The following is a 24,701-nucleotide window of genomic DNA, read 5'->3' as shown; positions in this document are numbered from 1 at the left end:
GAACTCCACGTCCCGGCCCGGCCGGGACGGGCGACAGGAGGTGGAGGCCATGACGACCGAATCGGCGTCGGGAGGACCGGCGTCGGGAGGACCGGCGCCGGGCGACTGGCACGAGGCCCTCGCCGGGCTCGAACCACGACGGTTCTGGGAGAGGTTCGGTGAGCTCACGACGATCGCGCGACCATCCCGGAAGGAGGAGGCCGTCATCGCGTGGGTGGACGCCTGGTCCGGCCGCCTCGGCCTGTCGTCCCGCCGCGACGCGGCCGGCAACACGGTCATCTCCGTCCCCGCGACACCGGGGCGCGAGCAGGCGCCGACCGTCGTCCTCCAGGGGCACCTCGACATGGTCTGCGAGCGCGACCCCGAGAGCCCGAACGACCCCGCCGAGGGGCGCATCCGCCTCGTACGCGACGGGGAGTGGCTGACCGCCGACGGGACCACCCTCGGCGCCGACGACGGGGTCGCGATCGCGGCCATGATGGCGCTGGTCGAGGACGGTGACATACCCCACGGACCGCTCGAGCTGCTGATGACGGTGGCCGAGGAGGTCGGCCTCGAGGGCGCCAACAACCTCGACGGCGCGATGGTCACCGGGAGCGTCCTCGTCAACCTCGACAGCGAGGAGGACGGCCGGATCACCGTCGGGTGCGCGGGCAGCACCGACACGTGGATCGACATCACCGCGGCGCGCGAGCCGGCGACACCGGGGGCGGTGTCCCTGCGGGTCGCCGTGTCGGGAGGGCTCGGCGGGCACTCGGGCACGAACATCGCCGCCGGGCGCGCCAACGCGGTGAAGGTGCTGGGCCGCGCGCTCGGCGAGGCGCTGGCCGAGGTGCCGTTCCGCCTCGTGGCGATGGACGGCGGCAGGAGCCGCAACGCCATCCCGCGGGACGCCGCGGCCGTCGTGCAGGTCCCCGCGGACGCGACGGCGGCCTTCGGCGAGGCCGTCGCCCGGGCGGAGGCGGTCATCCGGGACGCCTGCTCGGTCACCGACCCCGGGGTGACGGTCACCGTCACGCCCGACGCCGGCGACGGCGCCCCGGCCTGGACGTCGGAGGCGACGCGGCGGATGCTCGACGCGGTCGCCGTCATCCCCACCGGCCCGCTGGCGATGAGCCCCGCCTTTGACGACCTGGTCGAGACGAGCACCTCGCTCGGCGAGGCGGTGACGGACGGCGACGTGCTGACGTTGCACAGCCTGAGCCGCTCCTCCAACGACGCGGCGATGCCCGACCTCATCGGGACCCTGCAGGCGGCGGCACGCCTGGCCGGCGGCACGATCCGGGTGAGGCGGAACTACGCCGGCTGGCGGCCGGACATGGGGTCCCCCGTCCTCGCCGCCACGATCGCCGCCTACACCCGCGCGCTCGGGGAGGACCCGATCGTCACGGCCGTCCATGCCGGCCTCGAGAGCGCGGTCATCGCGACGCGGGTGCCGGGCGAGCTCGACATGGTGTCCTTCGGGCCCCAGATCGAGGCCCCCCACTCGCCGGACGAGCGCGTCAGCACCCCGACCGTGGAGCGCTTCTGGCGTCTGCTGCTGTCGCTGGTGGACGAGCTCTCCGCGCCGGCCGTGAGGGGGTGAGGGATGCGCGGCGCATTCCTCTGGGTCGGCCTGATCATCATCGGCCTCGGCGCGGTCATCGGCCTGTTCGCGATCGTGGGCACCGACGACCACGCGGACGAGCAGGTCAGCGCCGCGGAGTGGTCGGCGGACGTCTGCGGCGCGGTCCTCGTGTGGCGCGGCCAGATGGAGTCGATCGTCGACGACATCCGGCAGCCCACGGCGATCGGGGACGCGACGTCGGAGCCGCAGTCCGAGACGGAGCAGACCCGCACGGGTTTCATCCGGAGCGGTCTCGAGCGGGCCGTGCAGGCCACCGACACCCTGACGCTGGCGATCGAGACCGCCGGCATCCCCGACTCGCCCGGGGGCGCGGAGTCCGCGGACGCGCTCGACGCGTGGAGCTCGGACGCGCGCGACGAGCTCGACGCGGCGCAGGACGCCCTCGATGAGGAGGCCGACACCCTCGAGGCGGCCGTCGAGCAGCTCGCCTCCGCCACCCGTTCACTGGGCACGGCCCTCGCCGGCGGCGTGGACGTGATCGCGGAGGTCGCGGTCAGCGACCCGCAGCTCGCCGTCGCCGTCCGGAACGCCCCGACCTGCCGCACCCTCCAGGAGGAGAGGGCCTCATGAGCGCCACCGACTGGTTCCTGATGGCGCTCCAGGGCGCCGTCGTCATCGGCTTCATCGCCCTCGGTGTCCGCAGCGGCGGCATCGGGCTCGGCGTGTGGGGCGGCGTCGGGACGCTCGTCCTGGTGTTCGCCTTCGGGCTCGAGCCCGGGGAGCCGCCGACGGACGCGATGCTGATCATCGTCGCCGTCATCTCGGCCGCGGCCGCGATGCAGGCGGCCGGCGGGATCGACTACATGGTGAAGGTGGCGAGCCACGCGCTGAGGGCGAGACCGAAGGCCCTGGTGTTCGTCGCCCCGCCGATCTCGTACCTGCTGTGCATCCTCACCGGGACGAGCAACACCTTCTACTCGATCGTCCCGGTCATCAACGAGGTGGCGTACGCCAACAAGATCCGCCCGGAGCGCGCCCTGGCGACCTCGACGGTGGCCTCGGCGGCCGGCATCACCTCGAGCCCGGTCGCGGCGGCGACGGCGACCATGCTCCCCCTCGTCGAGCCCTACGGGCTCGACCTGGTGGACGTCCTGCTGATCACGATCCCGTCGAGCATCGTCGGCATCATGGTCATGGCGTTCATCATGAGCCGCCATGGGCGCGAGCTCGACAAGGACCCCGAGTACCTCCGCCGGCTGGAGGCCGGAGAGGTGCAGCCGCCCGCGCCCGTCGGCGAGATCGAGCTGATGCGGTTCGCCGTCCGCAGCGTCGTGATCTTCCTCCTCGGCGTGGCCGCCATCTGCGTGTTCGGCCTCGCCGAGGGCCTCCGCCCGACGGTCGCCGCGGAGGGCGGCGGGGTGGAGCCCATGGCCGTGACGCCGCTGATCCAGATGATCATGTTCGCGGCCGCGGCGCTCATCCTGGTCTTCGCGCACGTCCGCCCGGGCGACGTCGTCCGGCAGTCGATCTTCAGCGCGGGCATGGTGGCGATGATCGCCCTGTTCGGGATCGCCTGGATGGCGGACACGTTCATCGCCAACAACGAGGACTCCATCGTCGACATGCTCGGCGGGATGGCGGAGAACGCCCCGTTCATGATCGCGATCGCCATCTTCCTCGTGGCCGGCCTCACGACCAGCCAGTCCGCGGCGACGAGGACGATCGTGCCGATCGGCCTCGCCCTGGGGATCGGCGCCGGCTTCATGGTCGCGGCGTGGACCGCCGTCATGGGCGTCCTGTTCCTCCCCGCGAACGGCACGCAGATCGCCGCGGCCGAGGCGGACAAGACCGGCACCACCAGCCTCGGCAAGCGCGTGATCGACCACTCGTTCCAGCTCCCGCTGCAGATCATGTGGATCGTCACCGCGATCGTCGGGGTCATCATCGCGTCGGCGTTCTTCGGGGACACCGGCATCGACGTCCCGGCCACCACCGCCCCCGCCCCGTAGGCGGGGCTGCGGGAACGACCCTGCCGGCGCCATCCCACACGGGCGCCGGCTGGGTCCCCGCACCCGACGTCCCCGACCGCCTGCTCCTGCGGTTCGCCCGCGCGGGACACGTGGCGGGGCTGCCCACCGACGACCTCGAACGGCGGGTCGGGGACATGGGCCGGACCCTCGGCCTCGACGTCGCCGTGTCGGCCACGCCGACGCTGGTGGAGGTCGCGATCGGGGCGTTCCCCGACCAGCGGACCACCACGATCCGCGTGGAGCCGCGGGACGTGGACCTCGACACGATCGCCCGCCTCGACGACCTCGCCCGACGCGTCGCGGACGGCATGCCCGCCGCGGACGCCCTCGCCGAGCTGGAGGCCCTCGCGCCGACGCGGCACCACCCGGCGGTCACGCTCGCGGCGTTCGGGGTGACGGCGGCCGCCGTCACCCCGATCCTGGGTGGCGGGTGGCGGGAGGCGCTGACGGCCCTGGTCGCGGGTGTGGCGGTCGGCGCGGTGGTGCGGCCCGGCCCGGGCCGGGACGCGGTGCGGGCCGTCTCCACACCCGCCGCGGCGGTGGTCGCGGGCCTGGTGTGCGCCGTGGCCGCGGAGGCCGTCGCCGGCGTCGGCGCCGACCTGGCGACGCTCGCGGCGCTGGTCGCGATCCTGCCGGGCATGGCGCTCACCGTCGGGATCCGCGACCTGACGACGGGCCATCTGCAGTCGGGGGTGGCGAACACGGCCGTCGCGCTCGTGCAGCTCATGGGCCTGGTGTTCGGGGTGGCCGTCGTGCGGTCGCTCTCCGAGGGGTGGTTCGGCCGGTCGCCGGGCGTCACCATCTCGTCGGCGGGCCCGCTCCTGGAGGTCGCCGCGGCGGCGGCGGCCGGCGCCGCGCTCACCATCACCCTCAACGCGGGCGCGCGGGACTTCGGGTGGGGCGCGGTCGCCGCGGCGCTCGCCGTGGGGATCCGCACGCCGGCGGCGGATCTGCTGGGCGACGAGGCCGCCGCCTTCGTCGCAGCGCTCGCGGTGGGCCTCGCCGGGAACCTCTTCGACCGGGTGCTGCACCGCTCCCCGCTCGTGTTCATCGTGCCGGGGATCCTGCTGCTCGTGCCCGGCAGCCTCGGTTTCGAGAGCGCCGCACGGCTGGTGTCGGGGGACACGATCGCCGGGGTCGAGGTCGGGGTCGACACCGTCGTGACGGCCCTCGCCATCGTCTACGGGCTGGTGGTCTCCTCCGCACTGTCGCAGGGGCGCCGCTCACCCGGGTGAGCGGCGCCCCGCACCGCGGGGACGTCGGTGCGGTTGACCGCGAGGAGCTCGATGCCGGCGCCGCCGGCCATCTCCAGGAGGCCCTGCAGTGCGGCCTGGTCCGGGAGGTCGACCGTCAGGATCGTCCGGCCACGGCCCATCTCGACGACGACGACGTCGAAGACGTTCTGGAAACGGGATCCGACATGTCCCGCCATCTCCACCCGGTACCGCGACACCACCTCACCTCTCGTGGGGGGACCGGAGCGTGTCACGGCCGCGGGGCGGGGTGCCGGGCCCGGGACCCGTTCACCCGGGCGGTTCCGCGGCCACCGGTCAGATCAGGTGCAGCTCCCGCGCCCGGTCGACGGCCCCCTCGCGGGACGTCGCGTCCAGCTTGAGGTACAGCAGCCGGGTGTGCGACTTCACGGTGTTCACCGAAAGGAACAGGCGATCGCCGATCTGCCGGAGCGTCAGGTCCGACTCCAGCCACCGCAGGATCCGCATCTCCCCTTGGCTGATCGGCTCCGCCAGCACCGGCACGTCACGGACCCGGGAGGCCGCGGCGAGCCGCCGCAACGGGTCGGGGTCGACGGTGCCCGCGACGATGCGGCGCGCCTGGGCGACGGCGAGGGCCGCCGACCCGACGTCGGAGCGGACCTTCAGGACGGAGGCGAGGGCCAGGAGGGCGTGCGCGCGGTCGAGCGCCTGGTGGGGCCCGTCGGCGATCCGGATCGCGTGGCGCAGCGCCGCCTCCGCGGTCTCCGCCGCCCCACGCCGCGCGCAGGCCGTCCCGTGCGCGAGCCACACCACGGTGGCCTGCGGGGTCTCGCCGTGCCCGAACGCGTTCATCCGCGCGAACGCGGCGCGGGCCTCCTCGTCGGCGGTCGCGTCGTCCCCGAGCGCCGCCGTCGCGAGGGAGCAGATGGCGTGGAGCACGGCGGTGAGCAACGGCACGACACGGGCGTCGTCCTCCGCGAGGCCGGCGCGCGCCGTCGCGAGTGCCTCGCCGTGCCGGCCGGCCTGCCACTGGGCGTACGCGAGGTGCGTCCCGGCGAGCGCCCGGGCGAACGGCCCGGCGCGGCGTGCGAGGCGGACGGCGCGGGTGGCGCTGCCGAGCCGCCGGCCGACGTCCTGGCCGTCGTAGGCACCCCGCACGAGTGCGGTCTCGAGGAGGACCGAGTCGGTTCCGAAGGGCAGCGCGGACGTGTCCGCGGTGGGGTCGGGCGCACGCTCGGCGGCCTCGATCCAGTATTCGACCACGCGACGGGGGGAGCCGCGCGCTTCCTCCAGCACCGCCCGCGTCAGGCAGAGCCCGGGATCGCCCAGCACCACCGCCCGGGGCAGCCGCTCGAGCCAGCGGTCGATGACGGGCGCCGCGCCGCGGGCGCCCGCCAGCTCCCGCCAGTGTGCCCCGACCAGGCGCGCGGCGCGCCGCGCGTCGCGCGCCGCGAGGGTGTGCTCCACCGCGCGCTCGGCGTCGCCGTGCGATTCCCACCAGACGGACGCGCGGAGGTGCAACGCCGACGCCTCGCCCGGATGCCCTTCGGACAGCATCAGGCTGAGCACGTCGCGGAGGAGCGGGTGGTAGCGGAACCACCGCAGCTCGTCGTCGAGCGCCCAGGCGAGGAGGTTGCGCCGTTCCAGCTCACGCAGCCGCGCCGTCGAGCCGCTCGTCTCGAGCACGGCGTCGCAGAGCGGGCCGCACATCCGGTCGAGCACGGAGGTGCGCAGCAGGAAGTCCGTCGTCTCCGGGGACTCCGCGGCGAGCACCTCCGCGGTGAGGTAGTCCACGATGTGGCGGTTCGAGCCGCTGAAGCCGTCCATGAAACCGGCGACGTCCTCGCGGCCCCGGAGGGACAGCACCGCGAGGTACAGGCCGGCGGCCCACCCCTCCGTCCGCTCGTGCAGCCGCCGGACGTCGGCGGCCGACAGCGACACCCCGTTGAGGTCGATCAGCTGCCGTGACTCCTCCCGCCCCATGCGGAGGTCGCGTGCGCGCACCTCGCCGAGGTCACCCCGGGCGCGCATGCGCGCCAGGGGCAGCGGCGGGTCGCGGCGGCTGGCGATGACCACGTGCAGGGGCGCCGGGAGGTGCTCCACCAGGAAGCGGATCCGCTCGTGGCAGTCGCCGTTCACGACGAGGTGGTAGTCGTCGAGCACCAGCACGCGGTCGCGGCGGCCCTCCGCGTCGTTCAGGGCGGCGGCCACCAGGATCGCCGAGGCCGTCGGACGGTCGGGCGGATCCTCCGGCAGGGGGCCCTCGACTCCGAGCGCGGCGCAGACGTGCGCCCACAGCCGGGTCGGGTCGTTGTCGTCGGCGTCGAGCGACACCCAGGCGGTGGAGCCCGGGTCGCGCGTCGCGACCCACTGGGCCAGGAGCGCGGTCTTGCCGAACCCGGGCGGCGCGGACACCACGGTGAGCGGGAGGCCGGCGGCCGCGTCGAGCCGTGCGATGAGGCGGGGGCGGGGCACGCCGTCCCGGCCCGGACGGGGGGCGGTGAGCTTCGACCGGAGGACGGTGCCCTGGACGGACGGCGGCGTCGGTCCGGGCCCGGCCACGCCGGGCGGTGCGGTGCGCATGCCCATGCGCCATCCGACCCCGCCGGGCCACGGGACGGCATCGGCCGGATCGGACGATCCCGTCCGCCGCCCGGCGGTGGCCGGGGTCCCTCCGTCGCGTCAGCCCTGCTCGGTGAAGGCCTGGCGGAGGGCCGCCTCGTCCTCGTCCGACAGGTTGGTCTGGATGAGCTCCGGCCGCTCGTGCGCCTGGAAGCGGTCGAGCACCTTCTCCATGACGGCCCCCGACGTGAGCAGGAAGAGCGCGGAGGTGCCGGGGGTGACCTCCTCGCGGATCTTCCTGATGAAGCTGTCGTCGATCCCGACGTCCGTGAGCGAGCCGGCCAGTCCCCCCATCGCCGCGCCGACCGCGACCCCGAGGAGCGGGATGAAGAACACGAGCCCGAAGAGCAACCCCCAGAACGCCCCGCCGAGTGCGCCCACACCGGTCAGGCTGTTGAGCTCACGCGTCTTCGGCCGTTTCGCGCCCGGGGACCACGACACGACCGCGGCGTCGTGGATCTCGATCAGCTGCTCGCTCCTCAGCTCCTCGAGCACCGCCAGCGCGTCCTCGGCTCCCGCCGGGGTGCGGTACTTCCAGACCGTCAGGGTCGTCGCCATCGTCCTTCCTCCTCACCGGGCGCCGGACGACCCGAACGTATGCCGCGCGTGGTGGGGGCGATGACCCGGCGGGGACGCTCACCCGGGTGATGACGCCGGGTGGGTGGGACGCCCGGCCCCCGCTCATCCCCTTCGGGCGATGCGCGCGGGTCCCGCGGGGCGTCCCATGGGGGGTGTCCGGGGACCCGTGCGCCACGCCGAGGAGGGGGGTGGACCGATGGCGATGGAGTTCGTCGTGCAGAGGCTCCAGGTCGGCGACGTGATCCGGGTCGACCTCGGCGACGGGGACGTCGAGGCCACCGTCGCCCGCGACATCGTGCGGACGGAGACGGCCGTCCACGTGGTGCTGCGCGTCCCGGGCCGGGACGACGTCGCGCGGGAGTGGGCGCCCGGCGAGATGGTCACCGTCGTCCGCGGGCCGTGACCCGCCGCCGGACTCAGGTCGCCATCGGCCCGCCCCGCCAGCCGATCTCGATCTCGATCTCCATCCCGTCGTCGTCCTGCTCGACCTCGACGGAGAGCTCGACGCGGGCGGGGACCGCGATGGAGAGGCGCGTGTTGTCGCGGGTCACCCGGATCCCGTTGTTCGACGCGAGCTCGTCGGCGATGGCGTGCAGACGCCGCGCCGCCTCCTCGCGGGTCATCTCCTCCGACCGGCCGTAGAGCTCGAACTCGTCACCCATGTCGTCCTCCGTCCGTGTGGTCCGTGGTGGTGCCCGCCGGGGCCGGGTCCCGCCGCCCGTCGGCGGTCGCCCCGCGCCAGCCCGCCAGCACATCGTGCACGGCCGCGGCGCCGACGAGCGGCGCGCCGGGTGCGGCGAGGTGCGCGGGGTGGAGGATGAACGGGCGGGTCTGCGGGCCGCCGAGCCCGCCGTGGAACGAGATCAGCTCCTCGAACGCGCACCCCTCCTCGAGGACCGGGTCGTAGAAGCTCCCCACCATGATGTCCGCGACGTGCGCGAACCCGTCGGCGCGGAGGAGGTGACCCGCGGCGGTCGGCGGGAACGGCGCGAGGGGGTCCTCGCCCTCGACCCGGCCGGAGGCGAGGTGGCGCACCCCGCGGGCGCCGAGCACCAGTGGCCCGTCGGCCCCGCGGACCATCAGCCAGCCGATGTGGGGGTGGGCGCGCAGCGCCGGGATCAGGTCCGGGTGGGCGGCGTCGATCTCCTCCCGCGTCAGCCGGCGCGGCACCCCCATCAGGTACACGAGGCCGAGGTTGCCCGACGCGAGCACCACGTCCCGCCCGCCGTCGGCGGGGACGTCGCCGGAGCCGTCGCGGCCGACGGGCCGGCCGGTGGCCTCCGACACGGCCCGGCCGACGGCGCCGTCGTTCTCGTCGCCGCCCTCCATCAGGGCGACCTCCCCCCGGGACAGCGACCGCGACACCAGCTCGTCGAGGCCGTACCCGTTGCGCTGCCGGAACGTCGCGCCCTGGGTCTGGCCGTGGTCGGAGAGCACGACGATGTCGTAGGGCCGGGCGGCGTGCGCCCGCGCGCGGTCGATGCGGGCGAACTGCTGGTCGAGCTTGCGCAGCGCCTCGAGCGTGTCGGCGCGCTCCAGCCCCGAGTGGTGGGCCACCTCGTCGTAGCTCGAGAACGTCGCGTAGACGGCGGGGCGGCCGCGCATCATGTCGAGGATCACCCCGAACACGATGAGGTCGCGCACCGCGACGCAGAGGGCGGCGCGCATGAACGGGTAGACGCCGCCGCGGTGGCCGCGCGGGCGGACGTCCCGGCGGGCGCTGCGGGCCGCCGCGATCAGCTCGAGGATCACCTCCCACGTGAACAGCACCATCGTCCGCGTCACGTTCGAGCCGTTCGCGAAGAACGCGCGGTAGCCGGGGTTGGCGCCCTTCTCCTCCTCGATGCGGCTGACCGTGAGGATCACGTGGTCCGCGTCGCCCGACAGGAGGTTGCCGCGGCTCGCCCCTCCGTCGCGCAGCAGCCCGCGGCCGGTGGAGAGGCGGCGCTCGATCTCGGCGCAGTCGGCGGGCGCCGAGCACGCCATCGTCCGCCCCGTCTCCTTCTCGACCCACCGGAACGCCGGGATGTCCTCGTTCGAGCCGAGCAGGATGCCCGCCTGCGACGCGCCGGTCTGCGACGACAGGTCGGTCTCCCACTCGATCAACCGGTGGGAGCCGTCCGCGAGCCACGACGCCATCGCCGGTGCGTTGCCGTCCCGCATCGCGCGCCGCAGCACCGGGAGCGCGAGGCCGTCGATCTCCAGGAACACGATCCCCGGGACGTCCGACCGCTCGCCGCCGCCGCCGCGGCGGGCGATGCGCCGCGCCTGGCGCAGCATGTAGGTGTCGTCGTCGTTCGTCCCGAGGACCACCTCGAGGACCACCGATGCGGCGGACATGATCAGCGCCGCGAGGAGCGCCCACCCGTAGGAGTCGACCGTCAGGGCGCCCGGGACGATCTCCGACGCCGCCTTCAGCATCGCCCCGTCGATGAGGAGGATCAGGACGAAGTCGACGAGCAGCGTGTACGGCACACGCAGGGCGGCGACGACCGGCGGGACGACCGCGTTGAGGACGGCGATCAGCGCCGCCGCGAGCAGGGCGCCCGCGGCGCCGTGCACGCGCAGCCCCGGCAGGACGACGGCGGCGAACCCGAGGGCGAGGGCCGCGACCACCCAGGCGACGGCGAGGGCGCCGGGCCGGATGCGCAGCGTCTCCGGGCGGGCCTCGGGGACCCCGGGGGCGCTCACGGCGTCCCCCCGCCCGCATGACGGGGCTCGTGGTCACCTGGGCGGGGCACGCGACCGCGCGGATCGAGATGGACGGGGTCGCGGTGCTGACGGACCCGCTCCTGCGGGGACGACTCGGCCACCTCCACCGGGTCGCCCCCACCCCGGGGCGGGTCGCCGACGGCCTGTCGGCGGTGCTGATCTCCCACCTCCACCGCGACCACCTCGACCTGCCGTCGCTGCGCCGCATCGACCCGGGGGTTCCGGTCCTCGCCCCCTGGGGCGCACGCGCGCTCCTCGCGGGGGCGGGCCGGCGCGCCGTCACCGAGATGCACCCCGGCGACGTCGCGGAGGTCGGCCCGCTGCGGGTCCGGGCGACGCCGGCGGCCCACGACGGCGGGGGGCGGCGGCGCGGTCCGCGGGGCGTGCGCGGCGCCCGCGCCGTCGCGCTCGGGTTCGTGGTGGAGGGCACCGGCACCGCGTACGTCGCGGGCGACACCGACCTCTTCGACGGGATGGCGCACATCGCCCCGCGGCTCGACGTGGCGCTGCTGCCCGTCGGCGGCTGGGGACCGCGCCTCGGCCCCGGGCACCTCGACCCCACCCGCGCCGCCCAGGCGTTGCGGCTGCTGCGGCCGCGCGTGGCGATCCCCGTCCACTGGGGCACCTACGCGCCGTGGCCGGTCACGGCACGGGCGGCGTACCTGCGTGACCCGGGCGGGGCGTTCGCGGCGGCGGCCGCCGTCCTCGCGCCCGGCGTCGACGTGCGGGTGCTGGCGGTCGGCGGCACCACCGTCGTCGCGCTCCCCGGACCGGGGGACCACACCCACTAGCGCGCCCCCGGGCCGGGGGGCTCGCGGTCGGCGATGACCGCGCCGACGCCCGCGGCACCCACCGGCTCCGGCGGTGACGGGACCCGCCACGACGACCGCAGCTTCCAGATCAGCAGCCCCACGACGCCGAGCAGGATCGGACCGACGTAGGTGAGGCCGCGGAAGAGGAACACCCCGGCGACGATCTGCGACTCGTCGGCGCCCGTCGCGACGAGCAGGAAGCCCGACACGTAGAGCGCCTCCACCACGCCCACCCCGCCCGGCGTGAGGTTGACGATCGTCAGCAGCCGCACGAAGGCGTAGACCACGACGATCGACCCGACGGGCAGGACGTCGTACCCGAGGCCCACGGCGCGCATCGAGATGGAGAGCATCAGCGCGTTCAGGCCGTACGCGGCGACCACCGCGAGGCTCACGCGGCCGCCGTTCTCCCGCCACGTCGCGCGCAGGCCGTCCCGGAACCGCACCGCGGCCTCGGCGAAGTCGCGTTCGCTCGGCCGCTTCGACACCACCCCGCGCGCCCACCGCGCGAACCGGCCCGCCAGGGTCCCGATGCGGCGCGAGAACGTCTCGCTGCGGAGCATGAGCCACACCAGCACGATCCCCACGACGGAGGCGACGCCGCCGATGACCGCCAGCACCACCACGCCGGTCGTGACCTCCCCGAGGGCCGCCGCGATGATGATGGCGAGCACCGGCATGACGAGGACCACGAGGTTCGTCAGCGAGCTCGTGAACAGCCAGCTCCGCGCGAAGTCGTCGGTGTAGAAGCCCCAGGACCGCAGGATCCCGAGCCGGGTGGCGGTCCCCGAGGGGCCGGGGACCGTGTTCGACACGGCCGCCGCCGACTCGACCGTCACGACCGCCCGCGTGACGCCGAGCCCCGGGACGGTGAACGCCAGCTGCGACGCGATCACGACCTGCGTCGCGAGCAGCAGCGCGATGAGCAGCACCGCCGCCTCCCACGACACGCCGGCGAGCGCCTCGGCGACCGCCTCCAGGTCCCCGACGTTCGACAGCAGAACCCACAGGATCAACCCGAGCAGCAGCAGGGCGAGCAGGCCCCGCGCGACGGTGTCCGGGATGTGCAGCCGGCGTCGCCCGACCTCCGTGACCGTCTCCTCCGGGGGGCCGGGCGGACCCGTGTCGCCGTCGGACGCGCTCACGGACCCTCCGCCGTCGTGGCGACGGGCGCCGCGCCGACCCCGGACCGCGCCCGGGCGACGTCCGCGGCGATCCGCACCCCGGCGGCGGTCAGCGGCGCCCCCAGCACCAGCCCCGGCATGCCGAACAGGGCGCCGCCCGCGATCGTCGTGATCAGGACGACGAGGGGGTTCAGGTCGAGCGTCGCCCCGAAGGCGATCGGCTGGACGATCTGCTGCAGGATCCCGTTGGCGAGCAGCACGATCACCAGCATGAGGAGGGCGGTGTCGGTGCCCTCGCTGCCCAGGGCGATCACGACCGCGAACGCGCCGGAGATGAACGCGCCGATGAACGGGATGTAGGCCGTCACGAAGGTCACGACGGCGATGGTCCCGGCGAGGGGCACCCCGAGCGCGAGGGCCCCCGCCCCGACGAGCACCGCGTTGAAGACCGCGACGAGGGTGACCCCGTAGAAGTAGTCGCGCAGGGACCCGACGACGTCGCCGGTGATGATCGTGGCGACGGGTCGCGGGAGCCCGAGGTGGCGGTCCGCGAAGCGCCGGTAGACGGGGCCGTCCTTCAGCAGGAAGAACGTGCTGAAGAAGAAGAACGACAGGAAGAAGGCGAGCGACGTCAGGCCGCTGATGCCCTGCACCACCCCGCCGAGCAGCGCGCCGCCGATCGCGGGGAGCGCCGCCTCGAGGTCCTGGCGCGCGTCCCCCGTCTGCGACGTCCCGGCGTCGTCGGCCCACCCCTCGATCGTGTCGGCGCCGGACGAGAGGGCCGCGCGGATCTCGTCGGCCTGCCCCGTGATCCCGTGGACGACCATCAGGGCGATGACCACCGCCGCCCCCAGCAGGCCGAGCAGCACGATCCCCGCCCCCGCGGCGCGCGGCAGGCGCCAGCGGCGGCCCATCCAGGCGACGGCGGGGCCCGCGACGGAGGCGGCGACCCCCGCCGCGATGACCGGGGTCACGATGTCGGACGCGACCCCCAGCAGCAGGAGCGCCCCGACGACGACCACGGCGATGCCGACGAGCGCCCAGGCCGTGCGGCCCATGTCGCGCAGCCACGCCGGCGGCGCGAACGTGCGCGGCGGCAGCAGCGGGTCGGGGGCACCGTCCGCGGCCGGGGGGGTCCCCTCCTGCGGCCCGGTCACGCGGGGGAGGGGGTCGGCCGGGCACGATCCCCACCGTGCCCGGCTGACCGGCCGTCGGGGAGCGCCCCCGTCCCCAGGACCGTCACGACGACTAGCTGCGGACCAGGATGCCGGGCCGCGACAGTCCCCAGATCACGAACACCGCGAGGGCGATCACGACGAGGGACCAGAACGGGTAGTACGGGATGAAGAAGAAGTTCGCGACGGCGCTCAGGATCGCGAGGGCGATGGCGAGGTAGCCGGCCCACGGCTTGAAGCTGAAGAGCGCGACGCCGGCGCAGAAGATCACGATCCCCAGGATGAGGTGGATCCAGCCCCACGCCGTGACGTCGAGCTCGAACGTGTAGTTCGGCGTGACGACGTAGTAGTCGTCGTCGATGATCGCGACGAGTCCCGCGATCGCCTGGAACACCCCGATCAGCACCATCATGCTCGCCGCGAAGACGACCGCCCCGTAGCCGGCGTCCGACGCCGGGGCCATCCCGGTGGGTTCCTGTCCTACCGCCATGGTGGCGTCCTTTCGTCCGAGGTGCGGGCGCGTCGATGAAACGACGGTGGCGGCGCCCCGGCATCGCCCCGATGGGATGAAGCCCGGACGGCGCTCGCCCCATCGGGGTGATGCGCGCGCGGCCCCGGCGCGGGACCGTGACCCATGGACGCGGGACGTGGGAACGGGACGGCGACGGCGGAGGACGCCCGGGCGCTCGCCGAGCGCGCGCACCGCGGGCAGGTCGAGCCGAGCGGACGGCCGTACATCGATCACGTCCGGCGGGTCGCGGAGGCCGTGCCGCCGTTCGCCCGCCGTGTCGCGTGGCTGCACGACGCGCTCGAGTGGACGGGGCTCGGTGAGCACGACCTCGCCGGCGCCGGCCTCGGCCCCGACGAGGTCGCCGCGGTGCGCCTGCTCACACGCGACGCGGGCGACGCCGACGACCACGCGTTCCTGGAGCACACCCGTGAGATCGCCCGTGCCCCGGGCCGCGCGGGCCGGATCGCGCGGACGGTGAAACGTGCCGACATCGAGGACCGGGCGCGCCACCCGCGCGACCCGGGCGCGCCGTGGGCCCCGCCGTACGCCCGGGCGCGGGCCCTCCTGGCGCGGGCCCCCTGAGCGGAGGGGCGGCGCCCGGCGGGCGGCGCCCCTCCACGTCGCTCAGGCGGCGAGCGCCCGGCTCTTCAGCTGCTCGTACTCGCCGGCGTCGATCGCGCCGCTGTCCAGCAGCTCCTTCGCGCGGGCGATCTGGTCCGCCGCGGCACCGCTCCCGTCGCCGTAGGCCGCGCGGATCTGGTCGGCACGCTCGAGCTGGTCCCGCATCCCGCGCTCCGCCATCTTCGGTCCACGGGTGATGACGTAGATCAGCAGGCCGAGGAACGGCAGCACGACGAGGACGACGAGCCAACCCGCCTTCGCCCACCCCGACAGGTCGTGGCTCCGGAAGACGTCGATGACGACGTTGAAGTAGATCATGAGGACGCTGATCCAGAGGAACACCACGAAGGTGGTCCACAGGACATCCCAGAAGCTCCAGTCCATGTGCAGTCCTTTCCGCGTTGGGTCGCCGTCCCGCCCGTGCGCCCCGGCGTCTCCGGGCGTCGCGACCGGGCGGCCACGGCGTCCATCGAACCAGCGGCACCCGGCGCGGCCATCCTCCCGATGGGGTGAACGCGCGGGCGGCGCCCCCCGCCCGTCTCATCCCCTCCGGCCGATGCCGGGCCCCCCCGTCGGCGGTTGGATCGTCCCCGCGGCGGGTGCGCCGCGATCCGCGACGGAGGAGCGCGCGCGATGGACGAGACCACCGGCCGGCAGGGGCGCGACACCGGGGACGGGGACGCCCCGGGCCGGGGGGGACTGACCCCCGGCCGCCGCCGCGCCCTGGTCTACGGGATGATCGGCCTCGCCTGCGTCGTGGCGCTCGCGTCGACGCTGACGGTGTGGGTGCAGCGGCAGCTGCTCGATACGGACCGGTGGACCGAGACGAGCAGCGAGCTGCTGCAGGACGCCGACGTCCGCGAGGCGGTGTCGCTGCGGATCGTCGACGCCCTCTTCGACGACCCCTCGGTGGTGGAGGGCCTGCGCATGAGGCTGCCCCCCGCCCTCGACCCGCTGGCGGAGCCGATCGCGGCGGGGTTGCGGAACGTGGCCCTCGACCGCGCCGACACGTTCCTGCAGCGCCCCACCGTCCAGTCGGTGTGGGAGGAGGTCAACCGGCGGGCGCACACGCGCCTCGTCGCGGTCCTCCGGGGCGACGACGGCGAGCTCGTCACGACGACCGGCGGCGAGGTCGTGCTCGACCTGACGCCCCTCGTCGCGAGCCTCCGCGCGGAGCTCGGCATCGGGGGGGCGCCCCGGCCCGGCGCCGCCGAGTTCGTCCTGATGGAGTCCGACGAGCTCGCGGCGGCGCAGGACGCCGTCGCCACGCTCGACGTGCTCTCGCCGGTGCTGCTGGTGGTGGTGCTCGCCCTGCTCGCGGGCGCCGTGTACCTCGCGGAGGGGTTCCGGCGCCAGGCGGTGCGCGCGACGGCCCTCGGCCTGCTGGTGGTCGGGCTCGTGCTGCTCGTGGTGCGGCGCCTCGTGGGCGACGCCGTCGTCGAGGCGCTGGCGGAACCCCCCACCCGCAGCGCCGCCGCGACGGTGTGGCTGGTCGGCACGGAGGTGCTCGGGGAGATCGCGCTCGGCCTCGTGGCGATCGGCCTCGTCGGCCTCGTCTGGGCCGTGCTCAGCGGCCCGACCCGGCCGGCGCGCGCCATCCGGTCGTGGATCGCCCCGGCCATGCGCGACCACGCCGCCGCCGTCCACGCCGGCGTCCTGGTGGTGGCCCTCCTCGTCCTGGCGTGGGGGCCGACGGGGGCCCCGCGGCGCCTGGTCGGCACCATCGTGATGATCGCCCTCGTCGTCGGCGGGGTCGAGGCGCTCCGGCGCCAGACGGCACGCGAGCACCCGGCCGACGCCGTGGGGGCGGGGCACCCGGCCCCCTGACCGCCCGCCCGCTCAGACCGAGACGCTGACCGGCGACGTCGCGATCCACACCAGCGCGCCCGCGAACACCACGAGGCCCATGACGAGGAGGGCGAGGCGCAGGCGCGGCGAGGGCAGCTTCGCGCTCATCCCCGCGAAGAACAGGGTCGCGGCGAAGAGGACCACCGCGAGGACGTAGTTCGTGGAGCGCTGGATGAAGAGGCGGACCTGCGCCGACTGGTCGTCGGCGCGGGCGGCGAGCCGCGCCGCCTCCTCCCGTGCCGCGAGCGTGTACTGCGGCATCGCGAACGGCGTCAGCGGCGCGTCGGCGCGGCGGAGGGGCCGCGTCGCGATCCAGGCGTCGACGGCGGGGGCGAACTCCGGTCGGAACCGCCGCCGGTAGAACACGGCGAGCCGGTCCTCCCCGCGTGCGTAGGCATCGACCCACGCCGTGAACGAGGCGACGTCGATCTGGGTCTGCGCGTCCGCCCGACCGGCGGCCCCCGTCGACTCGATGCGGGCGGCGTTCGCGCGCCCCGCCGCGGCGGCCTGCTCGCCGTTCCAGCGGCTCGCCTGGTACCCGCTCCAGGCGGTCGCGACGGTGGCGAGGGCCAGCAGGACGGTGGCCACGACGTCCACCCAGCCCTCCCGCCACCCCCGCGCACCGGTGCTCACGACGGGATCCCGCGGGCGTCGCACGGCGGGCGCACCGTGCGCCCGATGGCGTCGAGCGCCTGGTCGGCGATCCGCAGGGTGCGCTCCATCGCGGTCGGCTCGAGCCGCCCGACGCCCGACCCGAACGGGCTGTCGAGGAACGCCAGCAGGAGCAGCATCACCGTGATGACGGCGGCGACGGAGCCCATCAGGAGGGCCTGGGTGACGGCCCCCTCCGCCGCGTCCGCGAAGAACAGCATGTAGACGAACACGACGGCGGAGATGAAGAAGAGGGCGATCCAGAGCGGGACGGGTATGACGCCCTCGGCGCCGTGGATGCGGTCAAGCCGCGCCTCCTCCCGCGCCGAGGTCTGGTCGAGCCACGTGTCGTAGGCGGACCCCTCGCTCGCGGTCCGCGGCTCCACGCCCCGGATCGTCCGGAAGAGCGCCACCCCCCACGGGTTGATCGCGTCGCCCTGGGTGCCGTCGTCCATCCGGTCCCACTCCGGGCCGACGACGCTCCGGCCGTAGCAGATGAGCTCACCCGTCAGCTCGGCGCGGACGGCGGGCGGCAGGAACTGGGCGGTCTGCACCTGCTGGGCCACGACCAGTGCCTCCGCCTCCGCGCCGGTGCGCGACTCGTCGTAGCTCGTGAACGCCAGGAAGATGATGAAGCCGAGCAGCACCGAGAACCCCGTCGCCAGCACCCCGAACACGCCGGACGCCCGGTCCCCGTCGGTGAAGCGGCTGCCCTCCGGCGAGCTCCGCCGGACGAGCAGCATCGCCGCCGACGCGACCGCGACGACGGCGACGAGGACGAGCCCCCCGATGACGAGGTTCACGGGCGCACCCGCGGCCGGCCGGCGCCGGCGCGGACGGGGGCGCCCGGCGCGCTCATGCCGTCGCCCGGTCCTCCGCGCGGAGCCGGCGGGAGAAGTACTGCAGCGCCTTGCGGGTCTTCGTCTCCTGCTCGCCCGACAGGTCGATGCCGTGCCCCGCGAGGAACGCCCGCGTCTCGGCGGCGACCTGGAACGTCTCCGACGGGAGGCACTTCGTCGACAACTCGAGGATCATCGAGTTGTCGGGGTAGAGCCAGACCTCGGCCACGATCCTCCGGTCGTACCCCTCCGGCGAGAACTTCGCCTTCAGCACGAAGATCGGGCCGAGGACCGAGAGGTCGTCGAGGTCGATCCCCTCTGGGGCGTGCGCGGCGTAGAGCCGGCGCTGGGCCTTCGAGAAGAGGCGCCGGATCGGGTCGCCCGCCGCGAGGGTCGCCCGGACGTCGATCTTGCCCACCGCCCGCTTCATCGATCCGGAGCACACGAAGCCGCCGGGCATCGCGTCGACCTCCACGCCGAAGTACGGGGAGGCACGCAGGTCGGCGTCGAGGGCGGCCGGCACGACGGGGCGGAGCTTCACGACCGAGTCGTCACCGCGGCGCTGCACGCGCCGGGCCCGCACGACCAGCCCGGCGCGGTTCAGCGCGAGGTCGGGGGTGTCGAAGAAGTAGACCTGCCGCAGCTGCGCGTCGAGGGGGTCGACCCCCAGCGCCTGCGACGCGCGGCTCCGGTCCGAGAGCGGGACCGTGAGCTTCAGCTCGACGCTGTCCGCGCCGCGGGTCAGGTCGAGCACCTCCGCGACCTGCGCGTCGGACAGCCGGGCGGCCGTGGCGCGGGACGCCATCCGTCACCTCCTCTACTCGTGTGTCGATGCCCCCGGGGCGTGCACCGGAGGTTCGTCCGGTCCGGAGGGTCGTCGCATCACCCCGATGGGACGAACGCCGGGGACGCGTTCATCCGGACGGGGCGATGCCGCGCGCGCCGTGGCGCGGTTGGCTCGGGGGACCCGTACAGGAGGAGGGTCACCATGCAGCTGCTCATGATCGGCGTGCCCACCCGCGAGGAGGGCCTCGACGCCCTCGACCGGCTCGCGGACGCGGTGATGGAGGGCAGGATCGACGTCGAGGACGCGGCCCTGGTCTACAAGGACGACAAGGGGCGGGTGAAGATCCACCAGACCCACGACGCCACGGCGGGGGTCGGCGCCGTGCGGGGCGGGGCGCTCGGCGTCCTCGTCGGCCTGTTCGCCGCCCCCCTCGTGGGCGCCGCGGCCGTCGGCGCCGGGGCGGGGGCGCTGATCTCGCGCGCCCGCGACAGCGGGGTCAGCGACGCGATGATGAAGGAGGCCGGCCGCCTCATCGAGGGCGACGAGGCCGGCATCTTCGTACTGGCCGACGACGCGTCGGCGCTGGCGATCGCGGCGCGCATCGAGGAGATGGTCGCCGGCGGACGCGAGGTCTCGTACCAGATGATCTCCCCGGAGGCGCAGGACTTCCTCCGCGAGACGATCAAGCTCGGCCTCTGAGCACGGCCCCCTCCCGCCGCCGTGCGGCGGGAGGGCCCCCTCCGGCCGGCGGGAGGATCCGCAGCTGCCGGGCCCGCTCGACCGCCTCGCTGCGGCACGAGACGCCGAGCTTGCGGTAGAGCGAGTGGGCGTGGCTCTTGACGGTGAACCGCGAGAGGAACAGGAGGTCGCCGATCTCGCGGACGGAGTGGTGGGTGGGGAGCAGGCGCAGCACCCGCGTCTCCGCCGCCGTGATCGACGAGAGGCATGCGGCGTCGCCCTCCGGCACCGGCTGCACGCGGCGGGCGAGCTCCTCGACCTCGTCGCGCAGCAGCGGCGCGTCGCCGAGCTGACCGCGGAACCGGTCGGCCTCCGACATGGCCTCCTCCGCGACGCCGTCGTCGCCGATCGCGAGGCCCGCGCGCGCCATCGCGACGCGCACCTCGACGGCGAGCCATGCGGACGCGTCGACCGTGGCCGACAGGACCCGCCGCGCCTCCCGGATGTTCTCGCGCGCCTCGTCCGGGTGGCCGGACACCGCCAGCGCGAGGGCGAGGGCGGAGTAGCCGAGCGCCGCGGACCCCTGCGAGCCCAGGCCCCACTCCGCGATCACCGCGCGGGACCGCCGGGCCATCATCAGCCCGCGCACCGGCTCGTCCTCGGCGAGCAGCAGCAGCGCGAGCTGGGCGAGGCAGAGCGCGTGCACGCTCGGAGCGACCCGGCCGGCGCGCTCGACGCCGTCCTCCAGCAGGACCCGGGCGCGCACCGGGTCACCGGCGAGGTGGCGGGCGACGCCCTCCAGGAAGCGGTGGTACGCGCGCCACGGCCCGTCGTCCGGCGCGGTCCGGAAGCCCTCGGCGGCGGTGCGCGCCATCGCCCCGATGCCGTCGCGGGCGAGGAGGGCCCGCAGCGCAGTCGCGGCGGGCGCGAGCCCGTCCGGCGCCTCCGCCCCCGGCGGGACCGGGACCCGCTCGGCGAGCGACAGGCAGTGCGCGGCGAGGTCGCCGCGGGTCTCGGCGTAGCACCAGGCCGACGCCACGGCGAGCGGGGCGCTGGCGACGACCTCGTCGACGCCGAACCGCGCCAGCATCGCCTGCAGCGTCCCGATGCCGCCGCGGGTGAGGGCCCCGGGGAACGCGCGCCAGAGCATCCCGACCGCCCCCGGGGAGTCGCCCGCGGCGAGGGCGTGGCGCACGGCCCGCTCGGCGTCGCCCGCGGCGGCGTGCCAGCGGCTCGCCCGGTCGTGCAGGCCGGCGACCTCGCCGGGTTCGCACCGGCGCAGCTCGCGGCGCAGGAGGTCGCCGAGGAGGTGGTGGTAGCGGTAGCTCTCCCCGTGGTCGTCGAGCACGACGAGCAGGAGGTTGGAGCGCTCCAGGCCGAGCAGCCGCGTCGCCGACCCGGTGGTCCCGAGCACCGCGTCGCACAGGTCGCCGCTGAGCGGTTCGAGGACGGACGTGCGCATCAGGAAGGTGCGCACCTCCGGTGCGAGGTCGTCGAGCATCACCTCGTGCAGGTAGTCGGCGACGAGCCGGTCGTCGCCCGCGAACGACCGGGCGGCCTCCGGCGGCCGTGGGTGGCCGCCGATCCTCACCGCCGCGAGCCGCAGCCCGGCGGGCCAGCCCTCCGTGCCGTCCGCGACCGCCACGAGCTCGCCGGGGCCGAGGTCGATGCCGGCCGCGGCCATCAGGGCGGCGACCTCCGCCTCGTCGAAGGCGAGGTCCTCCGCGGTGATCCGCAGGACGGCGCCCTCCACCTGCCGGCGGCCGAGCAGCAGCCCCGGGTCGGCGCGGCACCCGAGGGCCACGCGCGACCCCTCGGGCAGGCCGGCGGCGAGCCCCTCCACCGCCGCCAGCGCCCGCCGCGACGTGAGGACGTCGACGTCGTCGATGACGAGCAGGAACGGCTGCCGCCGGCCGGGCGCGACGGCCGTCAGCGCCGCGGCCAGGTCGGCCTCGAGGCGGCGCGGGGCGCGGTGGGCCGGGCGCAGCGTCAGCCAGGCGACGGGCGTCGCGGCCGCGCGCGCCATCTGGGCCAGGAGCGTCGTCTTGCCGTACCCCGCGGGGGCGGAGACGAGCACCAGGCCGGTCGTCGCACGGTCCAGGCGGGCGAGGAGGGCGGACCGGGTGATCTCGTCGGGGACGGGGGCGGGGATCCCCGCCCCCGGCGGGTCCACGGGCGCCGGGAACCGCGGGGGCATGGTGGTACGGGGGGGCACGGCACATCTCTCCTCGCCGGTGCCGGACGTGGTCCGGCACGTCATCGGGCGACGCGATCCTCCGCCCGCGCCCCCGGCCGCCCCACTCGGCGCGCACGACACCGGCGCACGCGCACGCATGCCCACGCCGGGGGATGCCCGCACCATCCCGGCACCCGGCTCGTCCCATCGGGGCGATGCGCCACCCCTGGCCGGGGGTTTGCATCGGGGGGCGACGGCGCCCGACGCGCCGCCCGGGATGGGAAGGGTGGCGCCGATTGCCCCACGTCACGACCGAGACCGCGGACACGCTCCGGGGGATGGCCGTGGGCGAGCCCTCGGTGCTGGAGGGCCTCCTCGGGTCCCGCGTCGAGAACCTCGACGACTCGGGGCTCGACGCCCGCACGTACGGCCTCGTCCGGATCGCCGCCCTGATCGCCGTGGACGCGCCGCCGGCGTCCGTCGTGGCGGAGGTGGCCAGCGCGCTCGCGGCCGGCGCGACACCGGAGGAGATGCTCGGCGTGCTCGTCGCGGTCGGCCCCCAGGTGGGGATGCCGAAGGTGGTGGCCGCCGCACCGGAGCTGATGATCGCGCTCGGGCTCCCCGTCCACGAGGCGTGACGTGGCGGCGATGAAGGGTGCACGCGTGATGCGCCGGCGGCGACTGCTCCGCGCGGCCGCCGCCGCGGCGCCGGCCTACCGTGCCCGGCGGGAGGCGGACGGCGTGGCGGACGCCGGGGCGGCACGGGCGCCGGGGGCCGGGGCCCGTCCGGCGGGCGGGAGCCGGGGCGGGGGCGGGTGACGCCCGGCGCGGGTCCGGGGGGACCGGGGTCCGTCGCGGACCGGACCGCCCGGGGGCGGGCCGCGCGTTCGCGGTCCCCCCGGTCCCGGCACGCCGACTGGGCGCCGGATCCGGGGCGGCGCGACCCCGTCGCGGTGCTCGAGGCGCAGGCCGCCACCCGCGTGCCGGAGCTCACGCCGATCCGGTACGGCCGCATGCTCACCTCGCCGTTCGCCTTCTACCGCGGGGCCGCGGGGGTGATGGCCGCCGACCTCGCCGGGACCCCGGTCAGCGGCATCCGCGTCCAGCTCTGCGGCGACGCGCACCTGTCGAACTTCGGGTTCGCGTCGTCCCCCGAGCGCTCCCTCGTCTTCAGCGTCAACGACTTCGACGAGACGCTGCCCGGCCCGTGGGAGTGGGACGTGAAGCGCCTCGCCGCCAGCTGCGCCGTCGCCGCGCGCGGGCAGGGACGCCCGGGGGCCGCGGGGCGGCGGCTCGCGACGCGCGCCGTCGCCGCCTACCGCGATGCGATGCGCGAGTTCGCGGCGATGCGCGACATCGACTCTGGTACGCGCGGGCCAACGAGGGCACGATCCTCCGCCGGTGGGGGGCGGCCCTCGACGGCGGGGGGACGCGGGCCTTCGCCCGCGCGACGACGCGATCCCGCCGGAAGGACAGCCTCCGCGCGATGGAGCGCCTCACGCACCGCGTGGACGGCCGGCTGCGCTTCGTCAGCGACCCCCCGCTCCTCGTCCCCATCGAGGACCTCGTCGCGGGCCGGGGCGCCCGCGAGATCGAGGCGGCGATCGCCGTCATCCTCCGGGACTACCGGGCGACGCTCCAGCACGACCGGCGGCACCTGCTGACGGCTACCGGTACGCGCACCTGGCGCGGAAGGTCGTCGGCGTCGGCAGCGTCGGCACACGGGCATGGGTCGTCCTCCTCCTCGGCCGCGACGAGGCGGACCCCCTGGTGATGCAGGTGAAGGAGGCGACCGCCTCGGTGCTCGCGCCCCACGCGGGGCGCAGCCGGTTCCGCAACGAGGGCCGGCGGGTCGTCGAGGGGCAACGGCTCATGCAGTCGGCGAGCGACATCTTCCTCGGATGGCACCACCTGCAGCGGGGGCTCGACGGCAGGCCGCGCGACTTCTACGTCCGGCAGCTCTGGGACGGCAAGGGGTCCGCCGACCTCGACCGCATGTCACCCGACGGCCTGGTCGCGTACGCCGAGGTCTGCGGCTGGACGCTCGCACGTGCGCACGCCCGCTCGGGCGACCGCATCGCGATCGCCGCGTACCTGGGGGGCGGCGACGTGTTCGACCGCGCCATCGCGGAGTTCGCGGAGCGCTACGCCGACCAGAACGACCGCGACCACGCCGCGCTCGCCGCCGCGGTGGCGGAGGGCCGCGTACGCGCCGCGCCGCTCTGAGCCGCCGTCAGGAGCGCTTGCGCGTCAGGTGGTGGTAGCCCCGCAGGCCGCGTTCGACCTCGGGGACCCAGTCGTCCTCGACGACGCCGATGAACACCGATCCGCCGGGCGGGACCCCCGCCGCGACCTCCCGGGCGAAGCCCTCCCCGAACGCCCGCTCGGCCTCCTCACGCTCCGGGCCGTCATACGACGTCGCGGCGAGGCCGGCCAGGAGGACCGGGGTCGGGAGCAGGACGCCGAGGATCGTGGCGATCGTGTCGGCGCGCGCGCAGATGTGACCGACGCCGGCCCCCCCGACGCTCCACAGGACACCCCCGTCGCGGTCATGCGTGACGACCGCGGTGGCGAGCAGGGCGATGTGGCCGCGGCTCGCGAGCGCCGCCAGCTCCCGGTCCACGGCGGACGCCCGGCCGGACTCCTCGAAGACGGCCACGAACACCTCGGGCATGGGGTCCATCACGTGTGCCTCGGCGCTCGGGTGGCGGGATCGCCCGCAGCCAATCACCGGGGGCCGCACGGGCGCGAGGGT

Annotated in this window: 24 protein-coding genes and 1 pseudogene; 11 read left to right on the top strand and 14 right to left on the bottom strand. The window is 75.4% G+C overall.

Annotated features, from left to right (window positions below; genetic code table 11):
• The first annotated feature begins 49 nt into the window (after positions 1–49).
• From pepD to IU369_RS01965, 4 genes are read left to right on the top strand one after another with little or no spacing between them, the layout of a single operon-like run.
• Positions 50–1,585, top strand: a complete 1,536-nt coding sequence (pepD, locus tag IU369_RS01980) for a beta-Ala-His dipeptidase (RefSeq protein ID WP_217922892.1) — start codon at positions 50–52, stop codon at positions 1,583–1,585.
• A gap of 3 nt (positions 1,586–1,588) precedes the next feature.
• Positions 1,589–2,197 (top strand): hypothetical protein, encoded by a 609-nt coding sequence (locus IU369_RS01975; protein ID WP_217922891.1) that lies wholly within the window; start codon positions 1,589–1,591, stop codon positions 2,195–2,197.
• On the top strand, positions 2,194–3,576 hold the full coding sequence (locus tag IU369_RS01970; RefSeq protein ID WP_217922890.1) for an anaerobic C4-dicarboxylate transporter family protein: 1,383 nt from the start codon (positions 2,194–2,196) through the stop codon (positions 3,574–3,576). Before IU369_RS01975 ends, IU369_RS01970 begins: the two co-directional genes overlap by 4 nt.
• Entirely contained in the window at positions 3,480–4,832 is a 1,353-nt protein-coding gene (locus IU369_RS01965; RefSeq protein ID WP_281426202.1) for a threonine/serine exporter family protein, read from the top strand. Before IU369_RS01970 ends, IU369_RS01965 begins: the two co-directional genes overlap by 97 nt.
• Here the strand turns inward: IU369_RS01965 and IU369_RS01960 are convergent.
• The 3 genes from IU369_RS01960 to IU369_RS01950 all read right to left on the bottom strand — a co-directional run bounded on the left by IU369_RS01960 (position 4,778) and on the right by IU369_RS01950 (position 7,991).
• Positions 4,778–5,050, bottom strand: coding sequence for a hypothetical protein (locus IU369_RS01960; protein WP_217922888.1), 273 nt, complete (start codon positions 5,048–5,050; stop codon positions 4,778–4,780). The two genes, IU369_RS01965 and IU369_RS01960, sit on opposite strands and share 55 nt — an antisense overlap.
• Before the next feature lie 97 nt (positions 5,051–5,147).
• Positions 5,148–7,394 (bottom strand): winged helix-turn-helix domain-containing protein, encoded by a 2,247-nt coding sequence (locus tag IU369_RS01955; RefSeq protein ID WP_217922887.1) that lies wholly within the window; start codon positions 7,392–7,394, stop codon positions 5,148–5,150.
• 99 nt (positions 7,395–7,493) lie between these two features.
• Positions 7,494–7,991, bottom strand: a complete 498-nt coding sequence (locus tag IU369_RS01950; RefSeq protein WP_217922886.1) for a DUF1269 domain-containing protein — start codon at positions 7,989–7,991, stop codon at positions 7,494–7,496.
• Positions 7,992–8,208: 217 nt separating this feature from the next.
• Between IU369_RS01950 and IU369_RS01945 the strand changes: the two genes are divergently transcribed.
• Positions 8,209–8,415: a hypothetical protein gene (locus IU369_RS01945; RefSeq protein ID WP_217922885.1), complete on the top strand. Its 207-nt coding sequence runs from the start codon at positions 8,209–8,211 to the stop codon at positions 8,413–8,415.
• 13 nt (positions 8,416–8,428) lie between these two features.
• Here the strand turns inward: IU369_RS01945 and IU369_RS01940 are convergent, their stop codons facing one another.
• On the bottom strand, positions 8,429–8,674 hold the full coding sequence (locus tag IU369_RS01940; RefSeq protein WP_217922884.1) for an amphi-Trp domain-containing protein: 246 nt from the start codon (positions 8,672–8,674) through the stop codon (positions 8,429–8,431).
• The gene (locus tag IU369_RS01935) at positions 8,667–10,703 is read right to left on the bottom strand and encodes a phage holin family protein (protein ID WP_217922883.1); all 2,037 of its coding nucleotides are present in this window, start codon (positions 10,701–10,703) and stop codon (positions 8,667–8,669) included. The genes IU369_RS01940 and IU369_RS01935 overlap by 8 nt, the downstream gene beginning before the upstream one ends.
• 17 nt (positions 10,704–10,720) lie before the next feature.
• On the opposite strand from IU369_RS01935, the gene IU369_RS01930 reads away from it, so the two are divergent.
• Positions 10,721–11,515 (top strand): MBL fold metallo-hydrolase, encoded by a 795-nt coding sequence (locus IU369_RS01930; RefSeq protein WP_217922882.1) that lies wholly within the window; start codon positions 10,721–10,723, stop codon positions 11,513–11,515.
• Here IU369_RS01930 and IU369_RS01925 read toward each other — a convergent pair.
• From IU369_RS01925 to IU369_RS01915, 3 genes are all read right to left on the bottom strand, one after another.
• Positions 11,512–12,681 (bottom strand): lysylphosphatidylglycerol synthase transmembrane domain-containing protein, encoded by a 1,170-nt coding sequence (locus IU369_RS01925; protein ID WP_217922881.1) that lies wholly within the window; start codon positions 12,679–12,681, stop codon positions 11,512–11,514. The genes IU369_RS01930 and IU369_RS01925 overlap by 4 nt on opposite strands.
• Positions 12,678–13,817 (bottom strand): AI-2E family transporter, encoded by a 1,140-nt coding sequence (locus tag IU369_RS01920; protein WP_217922880.1) that lies wholly within the window; start codon positions 13,815–13,817, stop codon positions 12,678–12,680. The genes IU369_RS01925 and IU369_RS01920 overlap by 4 nt, the downstream gene beginning before the upstream one ends.
• Positions 13,818–13,908: 91 nt before the next feature.
• Entirely contained in the window at positions 13,909–14,325 is a 417-nt protein-coding gene (locus IU369_RS01915) for a DUF7144 family membrane protein (RefSeq protein ID WP_217922879.1), read from the bottom strand.
• Positions 14,326–14,469: 144 nt separating this feature from the next.
• Here IU369_RS01915 and IU369_RS01910 point away from each other — a divergent pair, with 144 nt between their 5' ends.
• On the top strand, positions 14,470–14,928 hold the full coding sequence (locus IU369_RS01910; RefSeq protein ID WP_217922878.1) for a phosphohydrolase: 459 nt from the start codon (positions 14,470–14,472) through the stop codon (positions 14,926–14,928).
• A 42-nt stretch (positions 14,929–14,970) separates the two neighbouring features.
• On the opposite strand, the gene IU369_RS01905 is transcribed toward IU369_RS01910, so the two are convergent.
• Complete coding sequence (locus tag IU369_RS01905; protein WP_217922877.1) at positions 14,971–15,351, bottom strand: SHOCT domain-containing protein; 381 nt, start codon at positions 15,349–15,351, stop codon at positions 14,971–14,973.
• 249 nt (positions 15,352–15,600) lie between these two features.
• Between IU369_RS01905 and IU369_RS01900 the strand changes: the two genes are divergently transcribed.
• The gene (locus IU369_RS01900; RefSeq protein WP_217922876.1) at positions 15,601–16,794 is read left to right on the top strand and encodes a hypothetical protein; all 1,194 of its coding nucleotides are present in this window, start codon (positions 15,601–15,603) and stop codon (positions 16,792–16,794) included.
• 12 nt (positions 16,795–16,806) lie between these two features.
• Here the strand turns inward: IU369_RS01900 and IU369_RS01895 are convergent, their stop codons facing one another.
• From IU369_RS01895 to IU369_RS01885, 3 genes are read right to left on the bottom strand one after another with little or no spacing between them, the layout of a single operon-like run.
• Positions 16,807–17,448: a hypothetical protein gene (locus tag IU369_RS01895; RefSeq protein ID WP_217922875.1), complete on the bottom strand. Its 642-nt coding sequence runs from the start codon at positions 17,446–17,448 to the stop codon at positions 16,807–16,809.
• Entirely contained in the window at positions 17,445–18,269 is an 825-nt protein-coding gene (locus IU369_RS01890; protein ID WP_217922874.1) for a bestrophin-like domain, read from the bottom strand. The genes IU369_RS01895 and IU369_RS01890 overlap by 4 nt, the downstream gene beginning before the upstream one ends.
• 52 nt (positions 18,270–18,321) lie before the next feature.
• Positions 18,322–19,110, bottom strand: a complete 789-nt coding sequence (locus IU369_RS01885; RefSeq protein WP_217922873.1) for a CYTH domain-containing protein — start codon at positions 19,108–19,110, stop codon at positions 18,322–18,324.
• 183 nt (positions 19,111–19,293) lie between these two features.
• On the opposite strand from IU369_RS01885, the gene IU369_RS01880 reads away from it, so the two are divergent.
• Positions 19,294–19,791 (top strand): DUF1269 domain-containing protein, encoded by a 498-nt coding sequence (locus tag IU369_RS01880; protein WP_217922872.1) that lies wholly within the window; start codon positions 19,294–19,296, stop codon positions 19,789–19,791.
• Here the strand turns inward: IU369_RS01880 and IU369_RS01875 are convergent.
• Positions 19,775–21,985 carry a winged helix-turn-helix domain-containing protein gene (locus IU369_RS01875; protein WP_217922871.1) on the bottom strand — a complete coding sequence of 737 codons (2,211 nt, stop codon included), beginning with the start codon at positions 21,983–21,985 and terminating at the stop codon, positions 19,775–19,777. The genes IU369_RS01880 and IU369_RS01875 overlap by 17 nt on opposite strands.
• A 299-nt stretch (positions 21,986–22,284) precedes the next feature.
• Here IU369_RS01875 and IU369_RS01870 point away from each other — a divergent pair, with 299 nt between their 5' ends.
• Positions 22,285–22,584, top strand: coding sequence for a carboxymuconolactone decarboxylase family protein (locus IU369_RS01870; RefSeq protein WP_217922870.1), 300 nt, complete (start codon positions 22,285–22,287; stop codon positions 22,582–22,584).
• A gap of 315 nt (positions 22,585–22,899) precedes the next feature.
• Positions 22,900–24,172, top strand: a pseudogene (locus IU369_RS23725) (DUF2252 domain-containing protein).
• Between the two features lie 7 nt (positions 24,173–24,179).
• Here IU369_RS23725 and IU369_RS01855 read toward each other — a convergent pair.
• Positions 24,180–24,629, bottom strand: a complete 450-nt coding sequence (locus tag IU369_RS01855) for a hypothetical protein (protein ID WP_217922868.1) — start codon at positions 24,627–24,629, stop codon at positions 24,180–24,182.
• Positions 24,630–24,701: the final 72 nt, after the last annotated feature.

Source organism: Miltoncostaea oceani (genome assembly GCF_018141545.1).
Lineage (GTDB): Bacteria > Actinomycetota > Thermoleophilia > Miltoncostaeales > Miltoncostaeaceae > Miltoncostaea > Miltoncostaea oceani.
The sequence above is the reverse complement of the archived record's forward strand: the minus strand, read 5'-3'. Positions and strand labels throughout refer to the sequence as shown.

Coding starts and splice junctions, on each gene's coding strand:
- pepD (WP_217922892.1), top strand. CDS start 50: ATGACGACCGAATCGGCGTCGGGAGGACCGGCGTCGGGAGGACCGGCG.
- IU369_RS01945 (WP_217922885.1), top strand. CDS start 8,209: ATGGCGATGGAGTTCGTCGTGCAGAGGCTCCAGGTCGGCGACGTGATC.
- IU369_RS01950 (WP_217922886.1), bottom strand. CDS start 7,991: ATGGCGACGACCCTGACGGTCTGGAAGTACCGCACCCCGGCGGGAGCC.
- IU369_RS01855 (WP_217922868.1), bottom strand. CDS start 24,629: ATGGACCCCATGCCCGAGGTGTTCGTGGCCGTCTTCGAGGAGTCCGGC.
- IU369_RS01900 (WP_217922876.1), top strand. CDS start 15,601: ATGGACGAGACCACCGGCCGGCAGGGGCGCGACACCGGGGACGGGGAC.
- IU369_RS01955 (WP_217922887.1), bottom strand. CDS start 7,394: ATGCGCACCGCACCGCCCGGCGTGGCCGGGCCCGGACCGACGCCGCCG.
- IU369_RS01915 (WP_217922879.1), bottom strand. CDS start 14,325: ATGGCGGTAGGACAGGAACCCACCGGGATGGCCCCGGCGTCGGACGCC.
- IU369_RS01910 (WP_217922878.1), top strand. CDS start 14,470: ATGGACGCGGGACGTGGGAACGGGACGGCGACGGCGGAGGACGCCCGG.
- IU369_RS01870 (WP_217922870.1), top strand. CDS start 22,285: ATGGCCGTGGGCGAGCCCTCGGTGCTGGAGGGCCTCCTCGGGTCCCGC.
- IU369_RS01885 (WP_217922873.1), bottom strand. CDS start 19,110: ATGGCGTCCCGCGCCACGGCCGCCCGGCTGTCCGACGCGCAGGTCGCG.
- IU369_RS01905 (WP_217922877.1), bottom strand. CDS start 15,351: ATGGACTGGAGCTTCTGGGATGTCCTGTGGACCACCTTCGTGGTGTTC.
- IU369_RS01940 (WP_217922884.1), bottom strand. CDS start 8,674: ATGGGTGACGAGTTCGAGCTCTACGGCCGGTCGGAGGAGATGACCCGC.
- IU369_RS01880 (WP_217922872.1), top strand. CDS start 19,294: ATGCAGCTGCTCATGATCGGCGTGCCCACCCGCGAGGAGGGCCTCGAC.
- IU369_RS01970 (WP_217922890.1), top strand. CDS start 2,194: ATGAGCGCCACCGACTGGTTCCTGATGGCGCTCCAGGGCGCCGTCGTC.
- IU369_RS01930 (WP_217922882.1), top strand. CDS start 10,721: ATGACGGGGCTCGTGGTCACCTGGGCGGGGCACGCGACCGCGCGGATC.
- IU369_RS01975 (WP_217922891.1), top strand. CDS start 1,589: ATGCGCGGCGCATTCCTCTGGGTCGGCCTGATCATCATCGGCCTCGGC.